The 26,409-nt window shown below is 62.5% G+C and carries 25 protein-coding genes and 1 pseudogene; 15 read left to right on the top strand and 11 right to left on the bottom strand.

All coding sequences use genetic code 11. The features are described from left to right. The first annotated feature begins 673 nt into the window (after positions 1–673). The gene (locus VFZ66_13640; GenBank protein ID HEX6290230.1) at positions 674–826 is read left to right on the top strand and encodes a hypothetical protein; all 153 of its coding nucleotides are present in this window, start codon (positions 674–676) and stop codon (positions 824–826) included. Positions 827–1,154: 328 nt separating this feature from the next. On the opposite strand, the gene VFZ66_13635 is transcribed toward VFZ66_13640, so the two are convergent. Further along, complete coding sequence (locus tag VFZ66_13635; GenBank protein HEX6290229.1) at positions 1,155–2,042, bottom strand: NmrA/HSCARG family protein; 888 nt, start codon at positions 2,040–2,042, stop codon at positions 1,155–1,157. 1,236 nt (positions 2,043–3,278) lie between these two features. Continuing rightward, positions 3,279–4,886: a hypothetical protein gene (locus VFZ66_13630; GenBank protein HEX6290228.1), complete on the bottom strand. Its 1,608-nt coding sequence runs from the start codon at positions 4,884–4,886 to the stop codon at positions 3,279–3,281. A gap of 603 nt (positions 4,887–5,489) precedes the next feature. Here VFZ66_13630 and VFZ66_13625 point away from each other — a divergent pair. Together VFZ66_13625 and VFZ66_13620 are read left to right on the top strand one after the other, a co-directional pair. After that, positions 5,490–5,726: a hypothetical protein gene (locus VFZ66_13625; GenBank protein ID HEX6290227.1), complete on the top strand. Its 237-nt coding sequence runs from the start codon at positions 5,490–5,492 to the stop codon at positions 5,724–5,726. Positions 5,727–6,378: 652 nt separating this feature from the next. Beyond that, positions 6,379–8,076 (top strand): family 16 glycosylhydrolase, encoded by a 1,698-nt coding sequence (locus VFZ66_13620; GenBank protein HEX6290226.1) that lies wholly within the window; start codon positions 6,379–6,381, stop codon positions 8,074–8,076. A 464-nt stretch (positions 8,077–8,540) separates the two neighbouring features. On the opposite strand, the gene VFZ66_13615 is transcribed toward VFZ66_13620, so the two are convergent. Further along, positions 8,541–8,723, bottom strand: a complete 183-nt coding sequence (locus VFZ66_13615) for a hypothetical protein (protein HEX6290225.1) — start codon at positions 8,721–8,723, stop codon at positions 8,541–8,543. A gap of 388 nt (positions 8,724–9,111) precedes the next feature. Further along, positions 9,112–9,258, bottom strand: coding sequence for a hypothetical protein (locus tag VFZ66_13610; protein ID HEX6290224.1), 147 nt, complete (start codon positions 9,256–9,258; stop codon positions 9,112–9,114). A gap of 11 nt (positions 9,259–9,269) precedes the next feature. Between VFZ66_13610 and VFZ66_13605 the strand changes: the two genes are divergently transcribed. From VFZ66_13605 to VFZ66_13595, 3 genes are read left to right on the top strand one after another with little or no spacing between them, the layout of a single operon-like run. After that, positions 9,270–9,572: a hypothetical protein gene (locus VFZ66_13605; protein ID HEX6290223.1), complete on the top strand. Its 303-nt coding sequence runs from the start codon at positions 9,270–9,272 to the stop codon at positions 9,570–9,572. A gap of 10 nt (positions 9,573–9,582) precedes the next feature. After that, entirely contained in the window at positions 9,583–9,822 is a 240-nt protein-coding gene (locus VFZ66_13600; GenBank protein HEX6290222.1) for a DUF4926 domain-containing protein, read from the top strand. A 33-nt stretch (positions 9,823–9,855) separates the two neighbouring features. After that, the gene (locus tag VFZ66_13595; protein HEX6290221.1) at positions 9,856–10,737 is read left to right on the top strand and encodes a hypothetical protein; all 882 of its coding nucleotides are present in this window, start codon (positions 9,856–9,858) and stop codon (positions 10,735–10,737) included. An 84-nt stretch (positions 10,738–10,821) separates the two neighbouring features. Here the strand turns inward: VFZ66_13595 and VFZ66_13590 are convergent, their stop codons facing one another. Then, positions 10,822–11,784, bottom strand: a complete 963-nt coding sequence (locus tag VFZ66_13590) for a tyrosine-type recombinase/integrase (GenBank protein ID HEX6290220.1) — start codon at positions 11,782–11,784, stop codon at positions 10,822–10,824. A gap of 715 nt (positions 11,785–12,499) precedes the next feature. On the opposite strand from VFZ66_13590, the gene VFZ66_13585 reads away from it, so the two are divergent. From VFZ66_13585 to VFZ66_13565, 5 genes are all read left to right on the top strand, one after another. Further along, positions 12,500–13,222: a hypothetical protein gene (locus tag VFZ66_13585; GenBank protein ID HEX6290219.1), complete on the top strand. Its 723-nt coding sequence runs from the start codon at positions 12,500–12,502 to the stop codon at positions 13,220–13,222. Positions 13,223–13,360: 138 nt separating this feature from the next. Next, the gene (locus tag VFZ66_13580; GenBank protein HEX6290218.1) at positions 13,361–13,972 is read left to right on the top strand and encodes a hypothetical protein; all 612 of its coding nucleotides are present in this window, start codon (positions 13,361–13,363) and stop codon (positions 13,970–13,972) included. A gap of 529 nt (positions 13,973–14,501) precedes the next feature. Continuing rightward, positions 14,502–15,698: a hypothetical protein gene (locus VFZ66_13575; protein HEX6290217.1), complete on the top strand. Its 1,197-nt coding sequence runs from the start codon at positions 14,502–14,504 to the stop codon at positions 15,696–15,698. A 206-nt stretch (positions 15,699–15,904) separates the two neighbouring features. Continuing rightward, entirely contained in the window at positions 15,905–16,090 is a 186-nt protein-coding gene (locus VFZ66_13570; GenBank protein HEX6290216.1) for a hypothetical protein, read from the top strand. Beyond that, positions 16,087–16,485, top strand: coding sequence for a hypothetical protein (locus VFZ66_13565; GenBank protein HEX6290215.1), 399 nt, complete (start codon positions 16,087–16,089; stop codon positions 16,483–16,485). Before VFZ66_13570 ends, VFZ66_13565 begins: the two co-directional genes overlap by 4 nt. 544 nt (positions 16,486–17,029) lie before the next feature. Here the strand turns inward: VFZ66_13565 and VFZ66_13560 are convergent. The 3 genes from VFZ66_13560 to VFZ66_13550 form a co-directional block, all read right to left on the bottom strand. After that, complete coding sequence (locus VFZ66_13560) at positions 17,030–17,443, bottom strand: hypothetical protein (protein ID HEX6290214.1); 414 nt, start codon at positions 17,441–17,443, stop codon at positions 17,030–17,032. A gap of 159 nt (positions 17,444–17,602) precedes the next feature. After that, entirely contained in the window at positions 17,603–17,758 is a 156-nt protein-coding gene (locus tag VFZ66_13555) for a hypothetical protein (protein HEX6290213.1), read from the bottom strand. Continuing rightward, positions 17,743–18,327 (bottom strand): hypothetical protein, encoded by a 585-nt coding sequence (locus tag VFZ66_13550; GenBank protein HEX6290212.1) that lies wholly within the window; start codon positions 18,325–18,327, stop codon positions 17,743–17,745. The genes VFZ66_13555 and VFZ66_13550 overlap by 16 nt, the downstream gene beginning before the upstream one ends. A 765-nt stretch (positions 18,328–19,092) precedes the next feature. On the opposite strand from VFZ66_13550, the gene VFZ66_13545 reads away from it, so the two are divergent. Together VFZ66_13545 and VFZ66_13540 are read left to right on the top strand one after the other, a co-directional pair. After that, complete coding sequence (locus tag VFZ66_13545) at positions 19,093–19,335, top strand: hypothetical protein (GenBank protein HEX6290211.1); 243 nt, start codon at positions 19,093–19,095, stop codon at positions 19,333–19,335. Between the two features lie 117 nt (positions 19,336–19,452). Next, positions 19,453–19,872: a hypothetical protein gene (locus VFZ66_13540; protein ID HEX6290210.1), complete on the top strand. Its 420-nt coding sequence runs from the start codon at positions 19,453–19,455 to the stop codon at positions 19,870–19,872. 764 nt (positions 19,873–20,636) lie between these two features. On the opposite strand, the gene VFZ66_13535 is transcribed toward VFZ66_13540, so the two are convergent. Together VFZ66_13535 and VFZ66_13530 are read right to left on the bottom strand one after the other, a co-directional pair. Continuing rightward, complete coding sequence (locus VFZ66_13535; GenBank protein ID HEX6290209.1) at positions 20,637–20,978, bottom strand: DUF5615 family PIN-like protein; 342 nt, start codon at positions 20,976–20,978, stop codon at positions 20,637–20,639. Continuing rightward, the gene (locus VFZ66_13530; GenBank protein HEX6290208.1) at positions 20,975–21,199 is read right to left on the bottom strand and encodes a DUF433 domain-containing protein; all 225 of its coding nucleotides are present in this window, start codon (positions 21,197–21,199) and stop codon (positions 20,975–20,977) included. Before VFZ66_13530 ends, VFZ66_13535 begins: the two co-directional genes overlap by 4 nt. A 293-nt stretch (positions 21,200–21,492) precedes the next feature. Between VFZ66_13530 and VFZ66_13525 the strand changes: the two genes are divergently transcribed. Both VFZ66_13525 and VFZ66_13520 read left to right on the top strand, forming a co-directional pair. Then, the gene (locus tag VFZ66_13525) at positions 21,493–21,876 is read left to right on the top strand and encodes a tetratricopeptide repeat protein (GenBank protein ID HEX6290207.1); all 384 of its coding nucleotides are present in this window, start codon (positions 21,493–21,495) and stop codon (positions 21,874–21,876) included. A gap of 40 nt (positions 21,877–21,916) precedes the next feature. After that, a pseudogene (locus tag VFZ66_13520) lies at positions 21,917–22,679 on the top strand (IS5 family transposase). Between the two features lie 674 nt (positions 22,680–23,353). Here VFZ66_13520 and fxsT read toward each other — a convergent pair. Continuing rightward, a complete protein-coding gene (fxsT, locus tag VFZ66_13515; protein HEX6290206.1) occupies positions 23,354–26,167 on the bottom strand; it encodes an FxSxx-COOH system tetratricopeptide repeat protein in 2,814 nt (937 codons plus the stop codon). Positions 26,168–26,409 lie beyond the last annotated feature (242 nt).

Genomic DNA, 26,409 nt, shown 5'->3' with positions numbered 1-26,409 from the left:
CGTTATCGCTGCAGCTCCGATTCGATTCATGATGCGCTGTGCGCGTGTGAGGGGTGTGAGGCTGTGCGTGAGGCGGAGGTACAGGCGGGGTAGCGGCTCGCTCACAGCTCACACAACGGCGACGCCGAACAGCCAGCCCATAAATCCTTGACAGATAGCCAGGACCTGGGATCATGAGCGCTGTCGTTCCGAGTCCGTCCTACGCGCGACGAGTCACGGCTAAGCTGAGCAGCGTGTGGTGCAGGAGCGGGGCACACGAACGGGACCAGGATACCTTGATGAAACGCCACATCTGCGCTACGCTCCTCTGACGGCAGGATGATGGAACACCCTGATCCTGCGCTCGTCGCTCTGGAAGCGGAGCAGGCGCTGGAGCGCAGACTGGCAGAGTTGCAATACACTACGAGATACGGATGGCACACATGCGAGCAGGCAATGGCAACATGAGTGACCCCCCATTTCTCGATCATCCCAGGTTCCGCAGCACGGACGCGGTGCCGATCCGCATGACCGGCACCGATCTGCTCGATCTCCAGAGCGTGGCCGCGCATAGCGACAAGGCAGCCCGGCTTGGCCGCTACCAGGGACCCGCCGATCCGCTGGAGTACCCGATCGAGAAGCCGTGCCTTGTGCGCGTCGAGGACGCATTGTACCCCACGCTTGCGGGCATCCTGTGCTTTGGCACGATCCGCAGGCGACGTTCCCCAACGCCGTCGTCGACCTGGGCCACGATCAGGGGATGGAGCCGGTGTCGTTCGAGGTGCTGCACCTGGAGAAGAATATTCGGGGAACGATCTTCGACCAGCTCCAGCGCGTCGAGGAGTAGCTCTGGCGCAACACGCACCACGGCATGACGCTCGGCGCGCGGCTTCGAGCGCGTCGAGATCCACGAGTACCCGCAGGCGGTCATCCGTGAGGTCGGCGTGAACATGCTGGCCCACCGGGACTATATGCTGCTCTCCGCATCCCGCGTGCTGCTCTTCTGCGACCGGGCGGTACGCGGGCCGCTCCGCGCCGAACGCACGCGGCCCGCGCGGCGTCCGAGGCTCCGCTGGCCCGCAGCAATCACGCACGTGGTGGCTGCCGACCACCCGGCCTGCGCGTCAGGTCCGGCAGGTCGATGCGGACAGGTAGGAACTGCGACGCTGCCCATGTCACTGCGCTGCCGATCGCGCCGCCTTCTGCCTCCTCAGCCACGCACGCACCGTGAGCGCGTCCGGATGGATGGCGAGGGTCGGTGCGGTATCCAGGTCAAAGGATGCCGTGCGCAGCCAGCGCCACATAGCGGTCAGGTCGCGCCCCACGAAGCCGAAGCGCTGGAACAGCCAGATCGGCAGCGGGAAGTGCGGCGGCGCCGTGCCCATCACGTCGCGATAGAGCGCGCGGCACTGCGCGAGCGATTGCACGTCGCTCACGAGCGCCAGATCCTGACCAACGAACCGGTCCGGGGCGGCAAAGGCGCGTGCCGCAATCGCGCCAAGATCGTCCACGCAGAGCCAACCGACCGGGCGCGATGCTCCCATCAGCCTGGGCATAACATGCCAGATCGCAACGGCCGGGAAGAATTTCTGGTCGGTCATCACCTCCATGAAGGCCATCGGACGCAGGATCGTCAGCGGCAGGGCGAGCGCGTGCAGGTGCTCCTCGATCTGCCGTTTGGTTTCCCAGGAGGGGATGCCGGTGCTCGTCCTCGCGATTCCGGCAGACCCATAGACGAGATGCTGCACCCCGCTGGCTTTCGCCACCTCAGCGACCGTCTTGCCCTGCCGCACCTCGGCTTCCGGTCCACTGATGAAGGGGTTTTGCACACTATAGACCCCGTAGGCGCCCGCAAAGAGCGGCCGGAGGGACGCGGCCTCACCCAGATCGCCCTGGACCACGTCAACGCCACGCCGCGCCAGCGCCAGCGCCCGCGGGCTCGCCGGGTTGCGGGTCACGGCGCGGACCTGCCACCCATCCTTGAGTAAATGACGGGTCACGGCACCGCCTTGAAGACCGGTGGCTCCCGTGACGACGATCATGTTCCGTCCAGCAGCGATCATGGTGTTCGCTCCTCGTTCACGTTCAACGGACACGACCAATGTGCCGCGGCATCCCAGGGGCAGCGCCGGGGCGGTCGATGCGAGTGACGACCCGCGGCTGATCATCACCCGCACCGGCGCGGCAGCGAGCAGACCGGAACGGATCGCTGCTGGCGGGCCAGGTGCCGACCGTGCTGCCACAGCATGGAGACGCGAATCGCTCAGGATGGCGGTGCCGCTCCAGCTCGATCATGCCGATCCGGTGGTTTCGCAACGCAGTGCTGACACCGTCGATCCTACCGCCATGGTACCACAAGGGGTACGCACGGCGGAGATGTGCCAGCGCCAAAGGGGCGTGGCACAGGTGGTTCTGGAAGGGCGATCTCCGCTGCCACGCCTGGGCGTGGCGCTCACCCCTCGCCGCGGTCATGGGGCTGGGGATGGCGGGAGCGGTGTGATTGTCAGGCGACCGACATTTGGATCTGCGGGTGCATGGAGCATCCTGTGCCATCCCCGCTGTGCCCCTGCGACGGTGGTCCCGCGCCTACCAGCCCTGCGAAGCAGGCCCGGTGCCCGGCTGGCCCCACCGCCCCGGGCTGCGCGGCCTGTCCGCCCGTGGGGGCGGGGCCGCCTGGGGTTCGGTCCGAGAGCGGCCCGCACCCGCCCAGCGGGGGAGTCCCGGCGGAGGTGCGGCGTGTCAAGCGGTTTCTGCTGTTCCGGGGTAGTGCTGGTGTGCGAGGATGGTGCCGACACCGGGAAGCGCCTTAGCCGTGCCACGCGCCCCCGCTTCCGCGTGGTACGCGGGCCGCTCCGCGCCAGCCGCACGAAGCAGGTTCGGCGGCTGAGGCTGCGCTGGCCCGCAGCAGTTCATTCATGTGTTCGTGCCAGCCCGATCGGTAGTACTGGCAGTCGGTACGCAACGACCTATTTCTGTGTGCGTAGTCCTCTCGAAAGGAGATGCGATGAACTCGTTGATGTTCTTAATGATCAAACCTCCTCATATCATGGGGGCTCTTCGCCAATCTGTGTGATCGAGCGATGCACCACGAGCGCTGATCGAGGCTGATGGTGTTCAAAAAATGCCCGTGGCGCTGACGTATGTTCAATGTCACGAACTTTGGCGAAGAGCCCCTTTGGTGAGACAACGTTGACCGAGCGCATCGTGTAAGTCGCACACGATGCGCTCGGCAGGCAAGCCACGTAACGGTTTCCTTTCCAGCCGCGTCTGCACCGAGCCAAAGAGTGGCGGAGCAACGATTAGCGACACTCGGGAGGGCAGGTGATGGGTTCCCGTGTCGCCGTCGGTCGTGGTGTCGCCGTCGGTCCTGGCGTGGCCGTCGGTCCTGGCGTGGCCGTCGGTCGTGGTGTCGCCGTCGGCTGGAGTGGCAGAGTAGCCTCAGACCCCGGTCGATCGTCGAAGAGTTGGACCCACCGCCCATCGAAGCCGCCGTTGGCTGCCGTGTACCATGCGCCGACGAGCCAGGTCCCGGACTCCCGGTTCTCAGCATCCACCAGCGGTCCTGAGTGAGCAAAGAAATCGTGTTGCCACCAATAGGCGTTATGCGAGGTGTAGTAGCCGCTGGCCGCGCCACGGCTGCGTCCGTAGCTGTCCAGTCCTTGCCCCGAGTAGCCGTCGAATTCCTTCGATCCAGACGGACAGTCCTCGTCCAGTTCAACCGCGTAGTCCCCGTAGAACCAATCTTTCTCGGGAATGCCCTCGCGTCCATCGGTTAAGTCGGACTTCCCGTTGTCCCGCGATTTGGTATAAAAGCGTTGCAGCCCCGTGCTCACCTCGGCCTGCCCGGCCTCGTTGATAATAGGGCTTTCCAACAAGACGTCTTCCGACTCACTCGACAGCCAATGGGTGGACCAGGCACTGTGCTGCCAGTGGGTCGGGAAAATATCGGCCAGATCCTGAAGCTCATAGGTCAGGCGCTTCACCTGATACCAGTCCACGGTGTTCTCGTTATCGACGCGGCTGGCGAGACTCCCAGCGGTCGCATAGCTCAGCGCTTTGGCGCTCCAGCTACTGACGGCGGCGGATGATCCGTCCGGCACAAACACATAGTGGACATTCTTCGCTTCGTCTTTGCCGCTGACATTCACTTCGGCATTTGCGAAGGAGGACTGACCGGCAATGGAGCTATAGGAATTCTTGACAAAGCGCAGTTCATGCCCATAGGTGCCACACACCGTCGAGTCGCTTTCATCGGCTTGCCAGATCAACACATGCTTGCCGGTCGTGTTCGACATAAAATTTAGACCCGCATCGTAGGAGCGGCGGATGATATGATCGTGATGATGCGTGACGGTCACATGATTAACCACCTCGCCGCTGCTACCCGGCGTGCCGGTGACGCCGCGCACCGCGATTTCTACGCGCTCCCAGTCGTGGATCTGGCTGCCATCTTTATCGGCGGCGTTATAGACATGATACAGCATGACCAGCGACTTGCTGCTCCCATCCATGTACTCGATCAGGCTGCTGTAGAGCGTGGGGCGAATGCGCCAGTGGCTATAGCTGCCGGAGCCGCTCGTGGCCGCGGCCACATACTGATTGATATTGCGCCAGTTGACGCGATTGGTGGCAAAGTTGTGATCCTGGTCGAAGTCATAGTTGGTGAGCCAGTCGCGGCCCGCTTTGCCGTCATTTTCATCGCCGCGCTTGAGGATGACGGGCGCATAGTACTGGAGGTAGGCCCGGCGTTGGGCAGCCGTCAGTGACCACGGTGCCGCCTGGGCGGGACGTGCTGGCAGGCGTGGACCGAGGAAGCTCAGTCCGAGGAGGATGAGCAGGATGAGCGGCACGATGCGTGTCCGCTGCTTCAGAACGGCACGCCTGGATGGGGATAGTGGATGGAACATCGTACTCCTCCAAAGATAGGTGATACGCTCCGAGAACCAGGCCATGGAGCATGGATTTCGTCGTCGGCCCACGCCGACCACGGAAGGTTCCAAACGGGAACACTCACAATGGATGTGCGATCGGCACGCCAATCCGTTGATTGCGCGAGCACAGCGCAGGTGTTTGTTCTGGATGGCTCCTCCTCCCCACGTACGACCGGCGCACGCGTCAGATCATGGAGCCGATAGGTGGTCGCGTGATCGAGTGGTGTCAAGAATGGTGCGACAGCACGCGGCGTGGTGGGCCAACTTCTCAGGCGGGCTGAGGCCGGTAGGCATGGTGAAACGGCACGCCGGTGTGTGTAGATCGGTGCAGGTGGATGGACGGAGAGGATTCCCTGCGGAATAGAGTAACACTTTTAAACAAATGCGATATAGTACGGAAGTCCTGGGGGAGGATGGGCCGTGGAGGATAAATAGGCCAAAGATCCCGTGGGCAGGGGTGCTTGCTGCATACACTCCTAGCTGTCGGGAATTACGTCGGTGAACGCCCCTGACTCCGCTCTTGGGCTGCGCATGACGAGGACCCTGATTACCGATACCCATGATTTCTCAAACACAGCTATGCATCGTATCAATGTCATCCTGCTATTCATCATTGAGATTGTCCTGAGCAGCCCCACCGCCACGCTCACCGCCCAGTCGGGCGCACAAAAGATGGAGATCGCCCAGGGTGCAACCAGCGTCTGCCTTCCATTTGCGGGAGCAGGCGTGACCACCTCGCCCACGATGGAGATCGGCGGTAGGCCGACTCGGTTCAACTCGTCGCCGTTGCCCGCAACAGCGGATCGTCTATGGTAGGATCGGCGCGTGACATAGTCTAGATCTCCCCCTGCTCCACACCTGCTGCGCGGGCTTTGGGCTACTGCGCGTTCGCTATGCTCACACTCGTTGCCGCCGTCGTCCAGCGCCCAGGGCGGCGCTCACTGGCGTTCGCTTGGCATTCGGGCGGTTCGCCCTCCTGCTGGCAGCGGGGGAGGCCCGGCATCGGCGCATCAGGTGTCAAGCGTTTTCTGCTGTTCCGGGGTAGTGCTGGTGTGCGAGGATGGTGCCGACACCGGGAAGCGCCTTAGCCGTGCCACGCGCCCAGGCTGCCGCGTGGTACGCGGGCCGCTCCGCGCCAGCCGCACGAAGCAGGTTCGGCGGCTGAGGCTGCGCTGGCCCGCAGCCGTGCATGAGGTTGGGTCACGACTCCTCCCATCAGGAGTGAGATGACACGTCGCGATGACAGCCTGACCCAGCGGATGTACCCATGGGATTCAACCTTTCGGTCATCCCGTGACCGCGCCAACCGGAGATGCGTGGATGTTCCACCCTAGCTGCGTTTCCTCTGATGCGCTCCTTCAAACCGGTGTTTTGGACCAGAATTCTGCGATGGTTACGTTCTTGCTAGCCGCTGTGTGGTGCAGGATATCAGTCCTCTGCATCCGACTCGGTTCAAGAAGGAGGAGATATGGGTACCCAGGCACGAGCACTCCGTCAGGTGTGTCTGCTGGTGGCCGTGGTGTTCGGGGGCGGTGGCGCAGCGAGCTTGATGCAGACCGCCTCCGGTGCCCCCCTCGCCCAAACTGGCTGGACGTTGGCGTGGAGCGACGAATTCAATGGCCCGACCATCGACTTATCCACCTGGAGCTACGAGCCTCCTCGTCCACGTCCAGAGAATGGGGAACTACAATATTACACTGAGCGCCCGAAGAACGCCCGCATCGAGCAAGGCCAGCTGCTGATCGAGGGGCACCCAGAATCCTACGCCGGCTACGCGTACACGTCGGCGAGCCTGCATACCAACGGGAAACGGTTCTTCGGCGACGGGCGCATCGAGATGCGGGCCAAGCTGCCCTACAGTAAGGGTGCCTGGCCGGCCTTCTGGACGATGGGACCCCACAACGGCTGCTGGCCGAACAATGGGGAAATCGATATCATGGAATTGGTGGGCGGCGATAATCGCGATAACCAAGTCCATGCCGCGGCCCATTGGAGCACCGATCTCGAAGGCTGTAACACCGCGCATATCAGCAGAGGCGGATCGTACACGTTGCCCGCGGGGATCTTCGCCGATGGGTATCACACCTTTGCGATTGAGCGGGATGCCACCCACATTCGCTGGTTCATGGATGGGCTGCACTACTACACGCTGAATATCAGCACCGCCGAGCAGAGCGAACTGCGGCAGCCCCACTTTCTCCTCCTTAACCTCGCGATCGGTGGTCATTGGCCCGGCGCCCCTGATGCGAACAGCCGGTTCCCGATGCAATACTTTATCGACTATGTGCGGTACTACACCCCACCGAACCCGACGCCGCCCTCGCTCAATGATCTGAGCAACCCTGACCTCGAAAGCGGAACGGCTGGCTGGAACGCGCTTGGGGGCAGCTGGTCGATTGGTCAACCCGGCGCGGGCAACACCTCCGGGGGCAGCGCCGCCTTCGTGATGTCGACGACGCAGCCGTATGGCTCCGGCACCGGCCCATACCAGCAGATCGGCGTGGTCCCTCGCAACACGGACTATGTCGCCAGCTTCTGGCTCAAAGGCTCGGGCAATGTCAGGATGACTGTGAACAACGACGGGTGGGAGTATATCGGCGGTGCGCACTGTAACGCAACCAGCACCTGGACGCCCTGCTCGTTCGCGTTCAACACCGGGTCCAACACCGGCCTGATCATCCAAATGCAAGATCACGGCGCTGGCACGGCCTATCTCGATGATCTCTACCTGGGCCCACCGAGGGATAGGAATCAGCTCACCAACCCCGGCCTCGAAAGTGGAAATGCCAACTGGAACGCGGTCGGGAGCAGCTGGTCGATCGGTCAACCCGGCGCGGGCAAGACCCATACGGGGAACTGGGCCTTCGTGATGTCGACGACGCAGCCGTATGGCTCCGGCACCGGCCCGTACCAGGCGGTCACAGACGTTCCGACCAACACGGACTATGTCGCCCGCTTCTGGCTCAAAGGGTCGGGCCGGGTGCAGATCGTGGTGTACAACGGCACATGGGGCTATATCGGCACAACGGCCTGTGACGCAACCAGCACCTGGACGCCCTGCTCGTTCGCGTTCAACACCGGGTCCAACACCAGTTTGATCGTTCAGGTACAAGATCACGCCGCTGGCACGGCCTATGTCGATGATCTGTACCTGGGTACGCCATAAACGTTGTACCATGCCCGGCTCTCGTCACCTTTTTTGGTGACGAGAGCCGGCATGCGGAGACGGAGGTGACCAGGATGGCGCGCTGGAGCAGACGGGCCGCCCTACGGCGCGGACTTTGGGCTCCTGCGCCTGCCGGGGGCAGGCTCGTTGCCGCCGTCACCCAGCGCCCAGGGCGGCGCTCACTGGCGTTCGCTTGGGGTGCAGGCGGTTCGCCCTCCTGCTGGCAGCGGGGGAGGCCCATCATCGGCGCATCAGGTGGCAAGCGTTTTCTGCTGTTCAAGGGTAGTGCTGGTGTGCGAGGATGGTGCCAGCACCGGGACGCGCCTCAGCCGTGCCACGCGCCCCGCTGCCGCGTGGTACGCGGGCCGCTCCGCGCCGAACGCACGGGACACGCGCGGCGTCCGAGGCTCCGCTGGCCCGCAGCAGGGAGTCCAAAGAGGGATGCTCGCTCGATGATCGTGGTGCTACGAGTTCTTTGTGGTGGACCAGACCACCACCATGCCTTGGAGGGCCGCGCCACACGCAACCACCAGAATGATCACACCGAGGAGCGACCCCATGGAGAGCGTAGCCAGCCCTAACAGGAACAAGGCGAACAACAACCAGGCAATGGCGCGCAAGAAGTGGGCAATACTCGTCGTATCCATCGCAATGCGTCTCCTTCGTCCGAGCGAATCAATGATACCGATAATCTTAGCTTCTCAAACCACCGACGGATTCCCCGCATCCTGCGCTTTCAAGACGGTGGCAGGATGCCCGGATGGTCGTGCCGCAGGGATGGCTCCAGGGTCGGTGCATGGGAGCCGTGTCGAGCTGGGGGAATCGTCACGGCACAGATACGCGATCCAGCGGAGAAGGTTGCAGCCGGACGCTGAGTCGGCGGCGGGACCGTGCTCCGGTCGGTCGCTGTGGTTGGTTAATGAAGGATACCACACGCATGCAGCACATCACATGCATCGTCCTGGTCAGTGCTACGCTTACCCTGAGCAGCCCCAACCCCACGATCACCGCCGAGCCTGTCCAAGCGCAGCTCATTCAGTCCTCCACCGGCGTCCGCATCACCGTCGTGGGCACAGACCAGGCCACCTGGCCTGCCGTCGAGATCGGCGGCACCGAGATCCCGGCCCAGCTCGTGGTTGTGAACGTTGCGCACACCACCCCGGTACATCCCACCATCTCCACGCTGGACGCTCGTGCCGCAACAAAAGATTACCGCGTACCTGCTGTCGCTCAGCCACCGCGACGGCCAGAGCAAGGCGCGCTTCTTTATGCGCTTCGGCTTCGTGCCGGCGCAGTGGGAGATCCTGGCAACGGCGTTGCGCCAACATGCGCGCGATCATGAGGTGCAGCAGGTCGAACCGTCGCCCTTTGGCACACGCTACGTCGTCGCTGGGCCGCTCGTAGCCCCGGATGGCCGAGGACCGCTGGTGCGTGTGGTATGGTTTATTGAAACAGGCGAGACGATCCCGCGGCTTGTCACCGCGTATCCCGCGTGAGGAGGATACGATGATGGACGAACGTTCCAGCGTTGTGCTGACCGAAGATCTGCCGGACTATGATCTGGTCGCCGGTGATGTCGGCACCGTCGTGCTGGTCCACGGCGGCGGTGCGGGCTACGAAGTCGAATTTGTGGCCTTGAACGGCCAGACCCTGGCCGTCGTATCGCTCCGCGCCGATCAGGTCCGGCCCATCGGCGCGCGTGAGATTGCCCATGCCTGGAGTGTGGCTGCGGCACCGCACGCCTGAGCGCATGTACGCCAACGGCTGCGCAGCACAGCGGTGCTTACTGCCAAGGATCGCTACCTGGATGCGCTTGCGCCATCGCTGCTGGCAAGCAATCATTTTGGGATCTGGCCGAAGCATGCCGAGGCGATGTCAACGCAGAAGCTCTGGGAAGCCTTTGTGCAGTTCCCCTATCTGCCGATGCTGGCCGACAAGCAGGTGGTGATCGACGCGATCGATCGCGGCTGCCGCGAGGGCTTGCTCGGCTATGCCGTTGGCGACGAGCAAGGTCTGCCCGTCGAGAGCGCCAATGGGCGCGTTGGGACGCATAATCCGCAGATCACAATCGAGATTGCGCCCACATCGTGGATCGTGACGGCGGCCTACGCGCGCGAGCATCTTGTTCCACGGACGGACCCGGTGGGGGAGATTCCCGTTGAGTTGCTGGTCGAACCATCGATCTGGCCCTCAGGAAGTGCGCGGCGACGGCGCGACGATCTCTGGGCCGCGCTTGTGCAGCACGATGCCCCGCGCCCGATCGAGGGGCGGCAGGTGCTCAGCGCTGCGCTAAAGCGAGGCATGGAGCAGGGGCTGTTCCAGATCGCGATCGATGGGGACGAGCCGACAGGCGGCATGGATGGGCTCAACGCGAGTCGGATGGAGCAGCTTCAGGGTGTGGAGCTGGTGCGTCCATCGCGTACCCGGCACGAAAAGCCGCGCCTCTTGACGATCGATGTGAGCAATGTTGATCTTGCGCAGCTCTCGAAAATTACGACGGGGGTGATCGTGCCTTTGAAGAATCAAGGGGCGCGCGTCTCGCTGCGACTCGTCATCGAGGCTAACGCGCCCGACGGCATCGCGCCGGAGGTGATCGATCTGACGATTAAGGAGACGTTCAAGCAGCTTGGCCTCGCACCGGACTATCAGCAGTCGAGGTAGCCGTCGGAGCGGAGGAACCCTCTGAGGGATGCCGTAGGACGTTTTCTGGGCGTAGAGTTGGCACCGATCATTCTAGGTCGTGAGCTATCGGTGGCGCTGGGTGTACGGGACATGGAGGAGATCGATCGCCTTGCGTTTGGCAGCTTCCCCGCGCCGGTCATACCGCGCCGTGGTCTGCACGTTGGCATGCCCCGCCAGCTGCTGCACCGTGGCGATATCCGCCCCGGCGTCCAGCAGATCCCCGACGAAGGTCCGCCGCAAATCGTGCGGTGACAGCTCGGTGATCCCGGCAGCCTGGGCACGCTTCTGGAGCACATTGTAGACCGCCTGCGCCGTGAGCTGCTGCCTGCCCAGCCGTCCCCCTTTATTAATCGCGACAAACAGTGGTCCCGGCCACGTACCCCGCACCCCGATCCAATCCGCCAGCGCCTGGGCAGCGCCGACGACGAGATAGATCCGGCGCTGCTTCTTTCCTTTGCCGTGCCGGATGCGTAGCTCGGCCGTCTCCGCCGTCCAATCCCCGATCGTCAGCCCGGCCAGCTCGGCGCGGCGTAAGCCCCCGGCATACAGCACCGCAATCAGCGCCCCGTCCCGAATCCCAGCGGGGGTTTGATCCGCCGCACACGCCGCGAGGAGCGCCGCCAGCTCGCCCCGGCTGACCGAGCGCCCGGCGGGGAGGCGCGTGCCCCGCGCGCCTTTCACACTGGTGATGCGGGCCAGCTCTTCGGCGCTGAGGAGCTGGAGCTTCCACGCCTCGCGGGCAATCCCGCGCAGAGCGGCTAGCGCGACGTTGATCGTCGCCGGAGCAAGATCGCGGTCCAGGAGCTGGGCGCGGATGGCGACCACATGCGGGTAGCGCAGCGCGCGCCAGGGCACCGCCTGGTAGGGCACGCCCAGAAGCCGGGCAATCGCCTTCAGGCTGCGGATCACCGTGCGCTGACTCGACGGCGCAAGGGTCGCGAGATAGAGAGCCAGCGGATCGGGACCGGCGATGCCGGTCCCGGCGAGATCGGCGGGCGGGAGATCGGGCAGCACGCGATCGGTCATTGGCATGGGTCCATAATGCAGAAATAGCTTTTGAAAATTATCATTTGCATACGCTATTTTAGGTCGTTTTGATGATCGCTGCAAGCGAGGACTGGGGGTGTTAAGCTCGATGTTTGTCGATGCGCAGGTGCCACCCAGACACATACCAGCGTTGTGTCCCATGGGGACCGGTTGCGGATCGTGCTGGAAATGGTGTGCTCCCCCTCGGCTTTGAGCCGCCTGCCGACAGCGGAACCACGCTCATCGAGTCGTTCGTGACTCAGCCAGGCGGTGCGATCGCGATGAGCGGGCCAGCCCGTGCGCAGGGGCGACGTTCCGCAGCCTATGCCGGTCCTGCGACATCGTGCGCGCACGCTCCTGCGCCGCGAACCCAAAACCGGGAGTCTCACAACCAAACGCTGCGATCCGGCGCTAACCAGCGGAGATCGCGCTCGTGTGCGTGGCTTTGCAGCGGCGCTTGCCCGTTCATGCCTGCGACTGGGAGTTGCCAGCGTGTCATCCTTTGGTGTATACTTCTGCTCCCCCCGGTGTCGTTTCCTCCCGCTGCTCAGCAGGTCGCGATGTGCCGTCCCGACCGCACGAGGACAGGGAGACACGTAGCAGAACATACCGCCACGCATCTCGTCGGTTTCCCCCCATGGTCCACGTACGATGGCGTTCCCCGCGCCCGGTGCCGTCCCGTATGAGGTATCATCTATGCACGAGGAGACCGTCGATGCGACGCCAATTGATCGGTGTGATGATCCTACTTGGGACAACGTTTTCGTTGAGCGTCGTTCCTGTTACGGCGCAGCCCCGCCTCCCCGCCTCCACCGCAGAACCCACCCTGACAACACGGGTCGTCGTGGCCGAGGATAAGACCGTGGAGTCGCAGGGTATGGTCTGGGACGCCGTGCCGCACAATCAGCGGCCCTGCCCACCCGGATCGGTGATTTTCACCCGCGAAATGACGTACGGCGAGGCACAACAGGCCCGAATCCAGCACTATGGGGTGCTCACCAGGAACCCGGCACGCGACCGCGACGCCGTCGCCCACCTCGCCGCAAGCGTGCGCAGGGAGCAGCAGCAGACCCGTGCGTATGCTGTGCGCCCGGCTGCGACCTGCTCGTTATATTATGGTCGGCTGAAAGGCGGCAGCTATCTGAGCGACCCGAACAACGTCAATTCGATCCGCATCTCGTACGAAGTCGCCTACGATATCTTTGCGACGTGTGAGATCCGCAACATGCGGAACCGCGCCAAGATCTCGGCGACGAGTGGTGTCACGTGGGAGCGCATAGATAGTGTGGTGAATAACGTGATCACCCAGTCGCGCGGCTATAACCTCCCCCTCACGGATAACTACGCGGCCTGGTATCCAGGGCTGAATGCTATGGTCGGCAATACCTATGCCCATGTTTCCTATATTGGGTGGTCCAGTGCCCGGCCCTTTGGCTAGCTGGTGTTGTAACCGAATCCACGCCGCTTCGGGGACGAGCTGAGGGTGCGGCACGCCTCAGCTCGTCCTGCGCCTGCATGCTGATTCCAGGGGTGCGATCCTGCCACGGCACCCGAACGATGGGAGATGAGGGGCACTGTGATGGTGCGTCGAGCGATCCTGATCGTCATGAGTAGCCTGGTGCTGTTCGCCAGTCTGGGAGTGTCCCTCGTCCTGCTCAGCATGCAGGATGGGCATGCCATGCAGCTCCGGGTCGGAGCCGTGGCCCTTACCCCGGAAACGGCGGTCCGCACGATGCTGAACAATCGTGGGGCCATTGCTGGGTTTCAGGTCGTGGGGCAGCAGCGCACGTCGGCGGGCATGCTAGTCGTCTATCACTACACGCTGCAGCAGGGAGGTCGGGCACCCCAGGTGGAGTTTGGGTATGCGCTGACCACCCTGCGGCGGGGTGGATGGAGCGTGACCAGTGCAAATATTGAGCAGCCGATGCGCTCCGAGCCGGTATCCTATGCGACGACGCGCATCGGGCAGGACCTGCTGATCTATGGCTATGCGACCACGGAGCAGATCCGCGCGGTCGCCGTCAGCCTCGATACAGGAGTCGTGATCACGCAGGGGGTCACGCAGCACGGGTTCAGTGTGTTCGCAGTGCATGCCCAGGCGCTCCGCCAACTCCAAACCATTGGGCCAGCACCACACCTGGGACGACGGTACACGCTGCTGTCCGTCGTCGATCCCGATGATGACTGATGCGCCCAGCGAGGGGCAGGCATGGGCAGCGCGCATGCACGGCCAGGTCATGATGGTCGCGTCGGCGAAGGATGGTATTGTCATCCAAGGCGATGAACAGCGTTACGTTCGACCAGCGCGCTATGGCAGACCATGCTACACTCCATAACCCGCCGACCTCGAAGAACGTCCCATCCGGCAGCTTGAGCAGGCAGGGTACGCCGTCACGGTCGAGGCCGAGCAGAGCTCCACCGTCACCGCTCCCACAGGTCGCACGATCGCCACGCCCGCCGCGCTCGACGAGCTGCGGGCGCTGGCCGACAGTGCTACGCGCTGGTGTGACTGGGTATCGGCGGGTGACAGCAGCATGGCAGGCTCAATCGCTCTTCATCTGCCTGGTCGTGATGATAGAGGACTGGATAGGGAGGATCACCCTATTGACGCGCGCCCGGCTGTAGCGTATGGTAAACATCCCCCTGCGTATCGCGGTACGGAGCACGTCGGATCGGGGAGCACCCTTCGACGGAGATTCGCCTACACGAGGGTCAGCATGAGTGTGGAGCAGCAAAGTCCATCGATCCAGCAGCAGACACCAACGCGGAGTGGTGCCCAGGAGGTCGGACCAGCAGATCATGCGCTGGAGCGTGAGCTGAGGCATGCGGAGGTACCGCTCATCATCGAGTCCGCGCCGCTTCAGCGTCTCCACCAGCCGCAACAACATGCCGCGATCCAACGGATGCAGCAGATTCATGGGAACCAGTATGTGCAGCGGCAGAAGCCTGATGCGTACTGGGACAGGATGGCAAAGCGACTTCGTGTAGGAAGACCCCAAGCTCCTACCCCCAGACAACCTCAAGCTTCTACCGCTGGAAGATCTCAAGCTGCCCCACGTAGGAGTACTCAACCTACACACGCTCCAAACTCTCAATCCTCCAAAAAACCACAATCAGCCGTCGATGAATTGGTAACGCGCATCGCTTGGTGCATCGGTATCAAGGAAACCAACGCTGGTGGGCATACGCCCAAGGTACGGGAGTCAGATCTAGACACGGTCGCTGGCGTTCCTGCCAGCATGGCAGCAACCACCCAGGTCACTATGGAGCACGCTGCTGACCATCTCAGAAAATATAAGGAGCTGTGGAACAAGGCAACCCCCCCATTGACGAAGGCAGAACTCGATGCAGCCAACGAACGATGCAGGGCGGTCAACACGCTGCTCAGGTTGGTCGATAAATCAACAAAACAACCGGACGACTTCATCAAGGACCATGCTCAGGCTCTATCGGATACCGGTTTGAGCAACGATGATGTCAAGATGATGTTTCGGGCGGTCGCGCTCAAAGCGACCATCACTAGGCTAAGAGCACACGGCAAGGGAAGCGCCACGATTCCAACAGCCGAACGACTCGGATTGGGCGAAGGTAGCCTCAAAGCGTATATCAGAAGACCAAGTACCTGGGGCGAGCATAGGGCGGCATGGCAACGTAAGGCGGTCATGAACATGCCAAACAATCTAGCTGCCCGCATTGAGCAGGTCGTCGAGTCCAACGGTGGCACGGCACTCTCCATGCCTGTCATCACGGAGTGGGTCAATCAGGAACGCGCCAAGAAGCCCATGCCGAGCATCGAAGCTCTGGTCAAGGCCGTCGCGAAGAAGAATAATCCGCACGAACAGGGCTACGCAGAAGATGTCTGGAAAATCTACGTTCGATTGTACGGGCAGCAGGCAGAAGGGAACAAAAAATAACAAGGTAGGTCAGTAGACCACAGCAGGTGTCGCATGCGCGAGCATAATGTCATGGCAATGCCGTTTGACCAGGTCAGCGCAGCGCCCCGCGCTGACCTAGAACGGCTGGCCCTCGTCGAGCAGACCCCTGCCGAGAACCAGCCCTCCGGCATCCTGTCCAGCGCGCCCGCCTGCAAGCAGCGCAGGCCGCGCTCAAGCTGGCCGCCGTGCTGCTCGAAGATACCGACACCACCGCCGCCCAGCAGATCTGGCAGGAGTTTGGTGCGGTGACGACCGAACTAGCCGCCTGGAAGCGCAGTGGGCGCGGCTGGTTCGAGGAGCGCATGGTTCGTCGGGGACGCAAGACCTACGGCCCTATCGCTATTTCCGCTGGCGCGACGAGCACGGCGTGACGCATACCCAATACTTAGGCCGCGTTGACCAGGCGGCGGCTGAAACGCCGACAACGCCGATCAAGGCATCACAAGAACCGGCAAGCCCACAGCCCGCGCCGCTAGCCGCGCCGGATCGCCCGGCCTGGCGCAAGCTGGTGCAGCCGGTGCGGATCGGCAGCGGCAAGAAGGTGCATTTGACACTGCCGGATAGCGCAGCGACGACGCTCTGCGGGCGGGCGCTCGGCAACGATGCACTTCGGGTAGCTTTCTTCCAATATGACGACTGTGGCCGCTGTCGGAGCCGTGCTGCGAGCTTAGGGCGGATCTGCGCCCACTGCGGTGAGCCGCTGATCCTGCAAGGTGCGCCTGGCCTCTGCCCGAGCTGCACTGCGGCGCTGCAACGAGCATCCTAGCGCCTCGTGGTATGTTGTGGGCAAAGCTCATAACGTCCGAGAGGTGATGGTCGGTGATACGCAAAAGTAAGTAGTGGATTGTTGTGTGCAAGCTCCACAACACAGAAGATCGTGGCGAATAGAATCAACAAGCGCGTCAAGGGCGCGGGCGTTCCCCGCGCTTGCGCAGCCCTTGACACGCGGTGAGGCCAGCACCCAGGCTGTAAGCCGCCGGAGGAAACAGCATGGTTCCCTCCGGCCCGCCCTCCGTCTCGCCGAGTTCCGGCAGGGGTGATAGAGGAGGAGCGCCAGCTATGCTGTTCCATTTCCAGTTTTGGCAGGTGATGGGTGAGGTCGTCCAGGCGTCCCGTGATTGAGCAGGGTGAGTGCATGGGGTTCCCTGACGAGACGCTGGCCGTGCGCTACTCCCGGCAAGGCTTGTGGTGAATCGTCAGGCGGTGGACCACGGAGCGAGCGACAGCACGGCATCGGAGCTTCTTCGATGCCGTGCTGTCGGCGGATGCGGAACGGTCGTCCTACTGCGGAACGGCGTGCTCACCGGACACTAGAGTTCCACCGTGTTCGACGTGTCCGTCTCGCTCCAAGAGCTGAGCCCCGATCCCTCCCCGTAGGTCGTCCAGGACCCTGGGCTATAGCTAATGTCGGCGATGGCGGTGCAGGTCGTGGTGTTGCTACAGACATTGGTAATGGTCGCGTCGCCCGACGCGCCGCTGATCGTGACGGTGACTTCGATCCACGCGGACGTTTGGGCACAGGTGACGGTGGCGCGCCCGCGCACCAGACTACCCCACCGATAGGGATCGGACGCGATGATCTCACAGCCGACGTCGAGCGGTTGGAAGGTGGGACCACCGGGAGCTGGGGCCGGGCGTGCCGCCTGCGCCGACGGTCCCGTACCGAACGCCAGGGCGAAACCGAGCACGAGCACGAACAAACAGCGCGAACGTCCATGACGCATAGTGGCCTCCTGATGCAACGGAGGGGGGTGGGAGCATGGGTATCCTAGCGCAAGGTCACGCGACGGTCAAGTGGAGGTCCACGCAGGCGTGGCGAACCGTGTGGTGCTCCAAACGCACGAACGGGGTGGGGCGATGGGGGAGAACAACTATTATCGGTATCACTCAAACCAATACTCCACCACCGCGACCACCTTCCGCACGGTAGTGATCGCCACCTTCGCCGCCTGCGCCACCTGGCGGATCGAGCGCCCAGGCTGCTCCCTGAGCACCGCCAGCCCCCGCTGACTCGTCGCCTTTGCTAAGAACGCTTCCACCGCCTCCCCACCCGCTGGCCGCCCGACATGCACGCCCCGCTGTCGCGCCTGCTCCATCCCGGCCACGATCGCCGCCGACTGTTCGCAGGCTTGCTGCTCCAGCGTACGGGCCGCGGCTTCAGCGCCAGCGGCTGCTGGATGGCGCTGGGTTCATCGGCGAGGATCGCCCGCTCCAGCGGCGGGAGATCCTTGGCCGTCATCCGGCGCAGATCCCGCAGGACCAGTGCTGCGTCGTCGAACGCGAAATATTCTGTCAAGCTGCCCGGCCGCTGCTGGTGCGCCCGGTAGCGATGCTTGAAGTAGCGTTCCACATTCCCTCGCTGCGGCCACGTGCCCAGCACCCGGATCGCCACGTCGCCGGTGACGGCCCGGAGTTCCTGGCCGATCTCGGCCACGCGCTCTTCGACCGCGCGCTGCGTGACGCCGATCGTGTACAGCCGCTCGTCACCGGCCTGCACTTCGAGGAAGGAGAGCGTCGTCGCGAGGATGCGCTTCCACTGCGCGCGGTACAACCGGAGATCCGTCAACGCCTGGTCGAGGACATCAGCCGGTTTGGTCTTTTCGTCCACGACCGCCTGCTCTAGCTCCGCTGAGGAGGAGCACCGCTCCCACAGCCAAGGCACCATGGAGCTTACGCACTCCACCGGGGTCATGGGCCAAGCATCGGTGGGTTCTCCCCCGCAGTTGCCCTGGTTCCTCTCACATGCCTGAAGCCTGCTCCTTCACGCCGAGCGGTGTCACCCGTGGTGCGCATGTCTTGCCAACAGGAGGCGGTTGGTGGTAGTGCGAGGGCGGCATGACGCCCGTAGGGAGAACCTCCTCCCCCGCAGCACGAGCGGCCAGGCCGTGCTGTCTGGTCCTTTCCGACACATCGACCCATCCAAGCGGACGGCAGATAAGAGGACTAGGTGGGTCGGTCCCTCCTGCTATACGCGACTCGCACGCTATCCACCCCCATCACTGGGGTATCACACGCTTGCTGGCGCTCGGCCTCGCGGCGCCGCCCCCCACGGCTGTACATCATCACCCGATCCTCCGCGCTCCCTGGGACGGACCCGACCCAACAACGGGGTCATCCTGACCGGCTGGTTCTGTGATTCGTGGCCCCACCCATGCCGACGGCACCCTCGATACGGCGTTTACGACGAGCATGAACGACGGTGACCGCGTCTCCGCCATCGCGCTGCAAGCGGATGGCAAGGTGATCATCGGGGGCAGATTCGGTTCTTATGGCTGAATTCTAAGCCCATAGAAAAACGGACGCGGGGACTGTCGCCTAAAGGCGACAGAGGAAGCGTCCTCTCTCTTTTCAATGTTGCAAAAACTCCGAATATATGGTAAGCGATGCTCTGCACCGCACGATCCGCATCACATTGCAGCCAACACCCGAACAGGCGAACGCCCTGCTGGAAACGCGCCGTCAGTTTACGGACGTGTTCAACGCGGTTGCCGCCTATGGCTGGCAGGAACGCATCAAAAACGGCGTGACGTTGCACCACGCGCTGTACTACCCCCTCAAAGCGCAGTATCCCGATCTGGTCAGCGACTTGCACATTCAAGCGCGCGGGTGCCCTTAGGGCGAAGCCACCGAAGCCGTTGCCAGCGCCTTGCAGCTTGCCAAAGACCCCGCACGGACGGTCTCGCAACCGCGCTCGTGGGGGTGTGCGCCGCGCTACAACGTGCATACCTACCACGTGGACTGGCAAGCACAGATCGTCAATCTGGCGACGGTTGCCGGACGGCAACGCATCCCGTTGACCGTGCCAGACTATGCGCGGCCGTACATCGGCTGTGAAACGGAGAGCGCCGATCTGATCCTGCGTGACGGTGGCTGGTGGTTGCACGTCGTGGTGACGATTCCTGCACCCGCTGTGCAGCCGAACGATACCGTGATCGGCGTGGATCTTGGGCTGGCACAACCCGCGGTCACGTCCAATCGCCAGTTTCTTGGCACGCGCCGCTGGAAAGCGGTTGAAGGGCGGTACTTCTACCTGCGCCGCAAACGGCAACAACGCGGCACGAAAAGCGCCAAGCGATACCTGCGCCGGATGCGCCACAAACAAGCCCGCTTCCGGCGTGATTGCGATCACGTCCTGAGTAACCAGATCGTGTAGTCGGCGCCGGACGGCAGCACGATCGTGGTCGAAAACCTGACCCACATTCGCCAGCGCACCAAGCAACGCGGACGCGAACAACGACGGCGGATGCACGGCTGGTCCTACGCGCAACTTCGGCACTTCCTCACGTACAAAGCAGCAGCACGTGGTTGTAGGGTGGTCGCGGTCGATCCGCGACCTACCTCGCAAACCTGCACCCAGCGGGTACCCGGCTGCGGGCACCAGGCCCGCACCAACCGGCGTGCCCGCGGGTGGTTTAGATGTCGACAGTGCGGGTACGACCTGCATGCGGATGTGAACGCTTCCTATACTATCGCTGCCAAGTACCAGGCCAGGATCGGTAGATCTGATCCTGGCGGGCTGTCTGTCACGCAGCCAATCGCGCCACACCTGCGGGTGTAGGTGCAAGCTGCTTCCTTCAGGGAGCAGTACGTGACTCCTCAAGCATGCTCTGATTCGCACCATAACCATAGACCTGATTGCCTACTTGATAGACATCTGCCTGGAACGATCGTGACTGAAGGGTTGTACGTAGCTCGCGGAGAGCGGGCAAGTTACCACGCGGTGCCACCATCAGATCAACTGGCGTGTCCTCGAAATTGACCTTAAATAGGTTGAGATAGATGCCAAGGTCCATTGCTAAGCAATCCTGTTCAGTCAGCGGAAGAGGTGTTTAAGTGGAGCGGCCCACAGGACGGCTAGTGCCACCTCATCCACAGGCGTCTAGAGTCGTCGAGTGTCGATGAGCGTATGCTCACGGTTCATGAGAGGTCGGCAATCTCCACCAGGGCATCGCCGCCTTGCAGCAGTGTCAACGCCTGCGGAAAGAGGATCTCGAAGATCTGTCGCATGCGGGCGTTTGAGGTGTTCCCGCACGTCACCCAGATGACTTGGGGCGGCGGACCGACGCGTGCCAGCAGCTCAGGAAAATCACGATCCTTGGAAATCACCACGGCACCCGCGGCGCGGGCTGCATCGAAGATTGCGCGGTCAGTTGCGTCGCGCAGTCCAAGGTCGCGGACGGCGAATGCCGTCACGCCGAAACGCTGCGCCAGCCAGGACGCGAGCTGTGGCGATAGTTGTGCGTCAATCCAGAAGATCATGCCGCGCGCAGCACTGGATGATCGATCTGCTGCGCTGCATATTGCAGACATGCCTGGAGATCCTCAGGTTCGAGGTCCGGCATCTCTTCGAGGATTTGATTGGCCGACAACTCGGCGGCGAAGAGCGCCAGTACGTCGGAAACCCGGATGCGCATGCCGCGAATGCAGGGACGCCCGCCGCACTGCTCGGGATTGATTGTGATGCGTGAGAGAAGATCCATACACCCTCTACTGCTTCCTCGATGGTACAGCGGTATTGTACCCTACATGGTCCCGTGATGCTATGCCTCTCGCCCGACGTGGGCAAGCATAACACCAACGTCGTAGTCGCAGTGCTGCTAGGACATGCTGCGCACATTCGCGCTCCTGGGCGATCCGCTGACGTGGGCGCGGGTGCAGGCGCTCGAACGGGTGTGGGTGCCGAGTGTAGGACGATAATGTTTCACCGAGCACCTATGAGTCGGGTCCACAGGTTGCCGGAGGGCGGACAACCTGTGGTGACTCCGGTTGCTGCTTGCGCCCATGCCATACTCGTGCTATTGAACTCGACCCCGAGTTTGTTTTTGCCTCTGCCGAGCGAGGAGAAATCTACCGGATGAGAGGCGGCTATGAGCTAGCCATTGCAGACTTCACTCGTGTTATTGAACTCGACCCCGAGTATGCCTTCGCCTACGCTGGTCGCGGTGCAACCTACCGGATGAGAGGCGAATATGAGCTAGCTATCGCAGACTTCACTCGTGCCATTGAACTCAACTCCAACTATGCCTTCGCCTACTACAACCGTGGCATGATTTACAAGCAAAGAAAAGAGGCTGAAGCGGCACGAGCCGATTTCCAGCGTGCTGCTGACCTAGGAAATAAGGATGCTAAGACGGAATTATTTGGAGAAAGTAGCTAGGTTCTGTTGACATTTGGACAAGGTTTGGTACGCTCAGTGTATGACGACCATCCACTTGAGCGATGATCAATGGACAAAAATGCGGGCGTTTCTCCGCAGCGACCCGAACGTCTATCTCGGCCGGGACGAGCAGGAGTGCCGACGCTTTGTCGAAGCGGTCCTCTGGATTGACCGGAGTGGCGCGCAATGGCGCTTGCTCCCCGGCGCGTACGGCAACTGGAATACGGTCTATAAGCGGTTTGCGCGCTGGTGCGATCAGGGCGTGTGGGCGCGGATGTTGGCCCATTTCGCCGACGACCCCGCTATGGAGCATGGGATCGTGGACAGCACGATTGTCCGCGCCCATGCCTGTGCTGCGGGTGCTGAACAAAAACGGTACGGCAGATGAGCAGGCGCTGGGCCGAAGTCGCGGTGGGTTCAGCACCAAGATTCATGTCGTGGTCGATGGCTTGGGCAACCCGTTGCGCATCCATCTGACGGCAGGGCAACGGCACGATAGCCCATACGCCGCCAGATTGCTGGACGGCCTGACGGTTGATCGGGTGATGGCGGATCGGGGCTACGCTGGACAGGCAGTGATCGATATTGTGCTGGCAAGCGGAGCCGAGGTGGTGATCCCCCCGCACCAGCGCGCCAAAGAGCAACGGGACTATGATCGCTGGTGGTATCGGGAGCGCCACCTGGTCGAATGGTTTTTCAGCAAGCTCAAACATGTTCGGCGAGTCTTCTCGCGGTTCGACAAGCTCGCTCGCCGCTATCTCGGGTTCATCCAGTTCACGAGCGTCTTGATCTGGTTGCGCTGAAATGTCAACAGAACCTAGTGAACAATCTGTTGCGCATAAGGCGGCTTCAACATCAACGAAAATATGATGATGTTGCTCAGTAACCCAGAGACGAGAATCAATAGTTGACTCTCAATACCAAAGCTCGACCTTATATCATTTGGCGATGTACATATAGCATTCCTCGCTTGGCGTGGTTAGCGCCTCCACAAGGCGGACAAGTGAGAATGCTGCATAGCTAAGGCCAAATGATATTACTTCCTCTAGGGAGCAAGGGTTAAGTTTCGTTCCACCAACAGAAGCGGCACCCAGTTCTCAGCGATCCCGGCGTCACGCTGCGTGACCTCAGCCTCACGCCCCTGCCCATCCCAACCACCCGCAGGAGCCGAAGCACCTCCTTGCCGGACGTGCCATGCCCCGCGCTGCCAGCCGTCGCGCATGGGCGGAGCCATCGGCAGAGCGGTGCCTTTCCTTCACACGCACCCGGCGCTTGCGCCGGTCGAGGCCCACCCTGGTCCCAGCCCCAGGACTGGCGAGATCACTGTCGCCCCGACCACGGAGACCATGCCCCATCCTACAGGACGCCGGGAGCAACGCCGACCGCCCACCACGTTGTCCGCGCTGCGGTTTGCGGCTTACCATCCCCGCTCGGCGGAGGGAGGATCGGCAGCGAGTGCGGCGAGGCGCTGACGAGTCTATTCCGTGTCTGGATGCTGCGAGCCGAGTCGCTGCTCAAAGACTGCCAACGCCTGCTCAAGATAGTACCGCGCTTGCGTCTCATTCCCCTGCGCGTGCAATAGTGTCCCTAAGGTGCGCAGACTTCTCATGGTGTCCGAATGATCGATTCCCAGCACGCACTGCCGGATAGCTAATGCTTGCTCATAGTAGTCTTGGGCTTCCGCATATCGCTTTTGGGACTCGAATACGCTGCCCAGGTTGTTGAGACTTGAGGCGGTATAAGGATGGTTCCGTCCCAGCACCCGCTCCATAATCGCCAAGCCTTGCTCATAGTAGGCTTGGGCTTCCGCATATCGCTTTTGGGACTCGAATACACTGCCCAGGTTGTTGAGACTTGAGGCGGTATAAGGATGGTCTACTCCCAATACCTGCTGGAACAAAACCAATGCCTGCTCATAGTAGTCTTGAGCTTCCGCATATCGCCCCTTCGCCTCCAGTACCATGCCCAGCTTAGTCAGGCTCTCGGCGATGAGTGGATGATTGCCCCCCAACACCCGCTGGCGAATCGCCAAGGACTGCTCGTAACACCTGTGGGCATCTGCATACTGGGCTTGTGCGTACTGCAAGTTCCCCAAGCAGATCAGGGTGAGTGCTGTGGCTGGATGGTCGGTGCCTAACACGCACTGATGAATCTCCAAGGCTCGCTTCAAACAGTGCGCTGCCTGTCCATAGTCCCCTTGCGAAGTCGCTACGCCGCCCATGCTAATCAGCGTTTGTGCCGTGTTGGGATGTTCCATGCCCAGGACCCGCTCTTGAATCACCAAGGCTCGCCTGAGGTAGTGCTGTGCTTCCGCGTACTGTCCCTGGGCTTCTAAGACCACGCCTAGGCAGGCCAGGCTCTGTGCGATCGCTGGATGCTCGTTGCCCAGGACCCGCTCCTGAATCGTTACGGCCTGCTCTGCGCAGCGCCGTGCTTCGCTATACGCTCCTTCATACCAGTGTATCCACCCAAGCGTGTACAGGCTCTGTGCGGTGTCTACATGTTCCCTGCCTAACACCTGCTCTTGGATCGCTATGGCCTGCTCTGCACAGCGCCGTGCTTCGCCATACGCTCCTTGCCGCCAGAGGATCTCGCCCAGGTTCCTCAGGCTCTGTGCCGTGTCTGGATGCTCCCTGCCCAGGAGTTGTTCTTGGATCACGACCGCACGCTCGATATAGCGCCGTGCTTCGGCATAGGCACCGCGTAGCCCGATATACCTGCCAAGCGCACTATATAATCCTGCGGCAAAGACATCCTCCTCTTGCGGCTCAGCTGCGATGAAGCGGAGGTGCTGCTGGAGCGCCATCAAGGACCAGGGATTGCCTGCCTGGTTCCGATCAGCGACGACCTGGAGCATGGTCGCTTGCACGGCGCGCCGCGCTGCTGTATCGTGGTCAACAGCACGCACAAAGGCGACCAGCAGCCGATGGAGCCGGAGAGCATCCGTATGGTGGGTTTCGAGCAACCCGAGATCAAGTAATCGCGTCAGCGCGTCCTCTACGTGGAGTAGCGCATCGGGATCATCCGTCGAGGTCAGCGTGTGCAATAGGAACCAGCGCGGTATCGGCTCCCCTGGGGCAACGTAGGCGGCCCGCGCCAGCAGCATCCGGGCGATGGCATCGGTGGGATCGGCGGGATCAAGCCGCGCATAGCTCTGCGCAAAGGTGCGGGCGACATGCTGCACATGCTGCGTCGGCGAGAGGCCCGCCGCCTGCAACGAGCGATCGTCGAGGAGTGTCGGGGCGTGGAGGCGCGCGAGATACTGCGCGGGCGTGAGCGCATGGCGATACTTGGCGAGGAAGCTGCCCGCCAGATGGAGCGCCAGCGGCAGATCGCCCAGCGCGTCAGCAATCGCACTGAGGTCGGCGTCGGCATCGGACAGGTCGGGGCGGAATTGACAGAGCAGCGCGACACTCTCGGCACGGTGCAGCACGTCGAGGGGGAGTGGCTGCACGCCGAGCGCCGCGTCCCAGTGATGACGGCGACTGGTGAGCAGCACGCGGCACCCACCGTGGGCGGGCCGCCACTGCTCCAACAGCACCTCGTCCTCGCAGTTGTCGAAGACGAGGAGGCGCGGAGTGGAACTGGCCCACGCTGTGAGAACCTGCTGGACCTGCGTATCGAGGGACAGCGTGCCAAAGTCTGCGCTGAGTTGCATCCCCTCTGCGCCCCCACAGGCGGCTACTTCGGCGGGGACCGCAGCGGGATCGGCGAAGCTGAGCCAGAACACGCCGCCCGCAAAGAACGGTCCATAGCGATGGACAAACTCACAGGCCAGTTGCGTCTTGCCAATGCCGCCTAAGCCAGTGGCGGCAGCAATCTCGATCTGACCAATCGCCGCGGTCCCGCTCATGGTTAGAGCGCGGGCCAACTGGCGGAGAGCGCCGTCCCGCCCCACGAACAGCGGATTGCGGCGCAAGGGCATCCGTGAGCCGGAGGGCAGCGGCGCAGGCAGCGGCACCACATCGAGCGGAATGTGTTCAACCGGCACGTCCGCGCTGGCGGATGGCGTTATCGTCCTGTCCATGCGGGCCGGGGGTAAATCATCGACGCTGCGCTCGCCACGAGCGACCTGGAGGAAGTGCGCATGCGCGTCCGCGGGGACCTCTAGACAGGTCGCTAGGCGCTCGGCAATTTGCCGCGAGGGTCGCGTCACCTCCGCTTCCAGTTTGCGGATCGTGACTTCGGCGCAGCCCACCCGCTGGGCGAGGACGGCTTGGGTCAGATCCAGCGCTTTGCGCCGCCGGCGGATCCACGATCCCAGGGACTCGTTCTCGCGATGGTCTGCCATAGCACCTTCTCCCGAATGCACGAGTGATACACGCAGTCGGTGCCGACATGCGGGACAGCGTGGGGGATCGCTGAGATCACGACCGACCTCCTCGCACGAATTGAGGAGGTCGGTCGTCGAATGGACACCGACCGAGCAAGTATCCCTCAACTATATCTTAACTTGAACACTTTTGGGATCCGAAACCGCATCAGGGGATGTCAGTACGGTCAGGGGCAGATCTCCGCAACTGACAGCAGGGG

Source organism: Herpetosiphonaceae bacterium (assembly GCA_036374795.1).
Lineage (GTDB): Bacteria > Chloroflexota > Chloroflexia > Chloroflexales > Kallotenuaceae > LB3-1.
Note: the sequence above shows the minus strand (reverse complement) of the source record. Positions and strands in the feature narration are given on the sequence as shown.

What these genes read in the sequence shown, in the direction of transcription:
- VFZ66_13630 (HEX6290228.1), bottom strand. Translation starts at nt 4,886, where the DNA reads ATGTTCCATCCACTATCCCCATCCAGGCGTGCCGTTCTGAAGCAGCGG.
- VFZ66_13625 (HEX6290227.1), top strand. Translation starts at nt 5,490, where the DNA reads ATGCATCGTATCAATGTCATCCTGCTATTCATCATTGAGATTGTCCTG.
- VFZ66_13535 (HEX6290209.1), bottom strand. Translation starts at nt 20,978, where the DNA reads ATGATCTTCTGGATTGACGCACAACTATCGCCACAGCTCGCGTCCTGG.
- fxsT (HEX6290206.1), bottom strand. Translation starts at nt 26,167, where the DNA reads ATGGCAGACCATCGCGAGAACGAGTCCCTGGGATCGTGGATCCGCCGG.
- VFZ66_13615 (HEX6290225.1), bottom strand. Translation starts at nt 8,723, where the DNA reads ATGGATACGACGAGTATTGCCCACTTCTTGCGCGCCATTGCCTGGTTG.
- VFZ66_13530 (HEX6290208.1), bottom strand. Translation starts at nt 21,199, where the DNA reads ATGGATCTTCTCTCACGCATCACAATCAATCCCGAGCAGTGCGGCGGG.
- VFZ66_13590 (HEX6290220.1), bottom strand. Translation starts at nt 11,784, where the DNA reads ATGACCGATCGCGTGCTGCCCGATCTCCCGCCCGCCGATCTCGCCGGG.
- VFZ66_13635 (HEX6290229.1), bottom strand. Translation starts at nt 2,042, where the DNA reads ATGATCGCTGCTGGACGGAACATGATCGTCGTCACGGGAGCCACCGGT.
- VFZ66_13575 (HEX6290217.1), top strand. Translation starts at nt 14,502, where the DNA reads ATGAGTGTGGAGCAGCAAAGTCCATCGATCCAGCAGCAGACACCAACG.
- VFZ66_13620 (HEX6290226.1), top strand. Translation starts at nt 6,379, where the DNA reads ATGGGTACCCAGGCACGAGCACTCCGTCAGGTGTGTCTGCTGGTGGCC.
- VFZ66_13545 (HEX6290211.1), top strand. Translation starts at nt 19,093, where the DNA reads ATGGTAAGCGATGCTCTGCACCGCACGATCCGCATCACATTGCAGCCA.
- VFZ66_13600 (HEX6290222.1), top strand. Translation starts at nt 9,583, where the DNA reads ATGATGGACGAACGTTCCAGCGTTGTGCTGACCGAAGATCTGCCGGAC.
- VFZ66_13585 (HEX6290219.1), top strand. Translation starts at nt 12,500, where the DNA reads ATGCGACGCCAATTGATCGGTGTGATGATCCTACTTGGGACAACGTTT.
- VFZ66_13560 (HEX6290214.1), bottom strand. Translation starts at nt 17,443, where the DNA reads ATGCGTCATGGACGTTCGCGCTGTTTGTTCGTGCTCGTGCTCGGTTTC.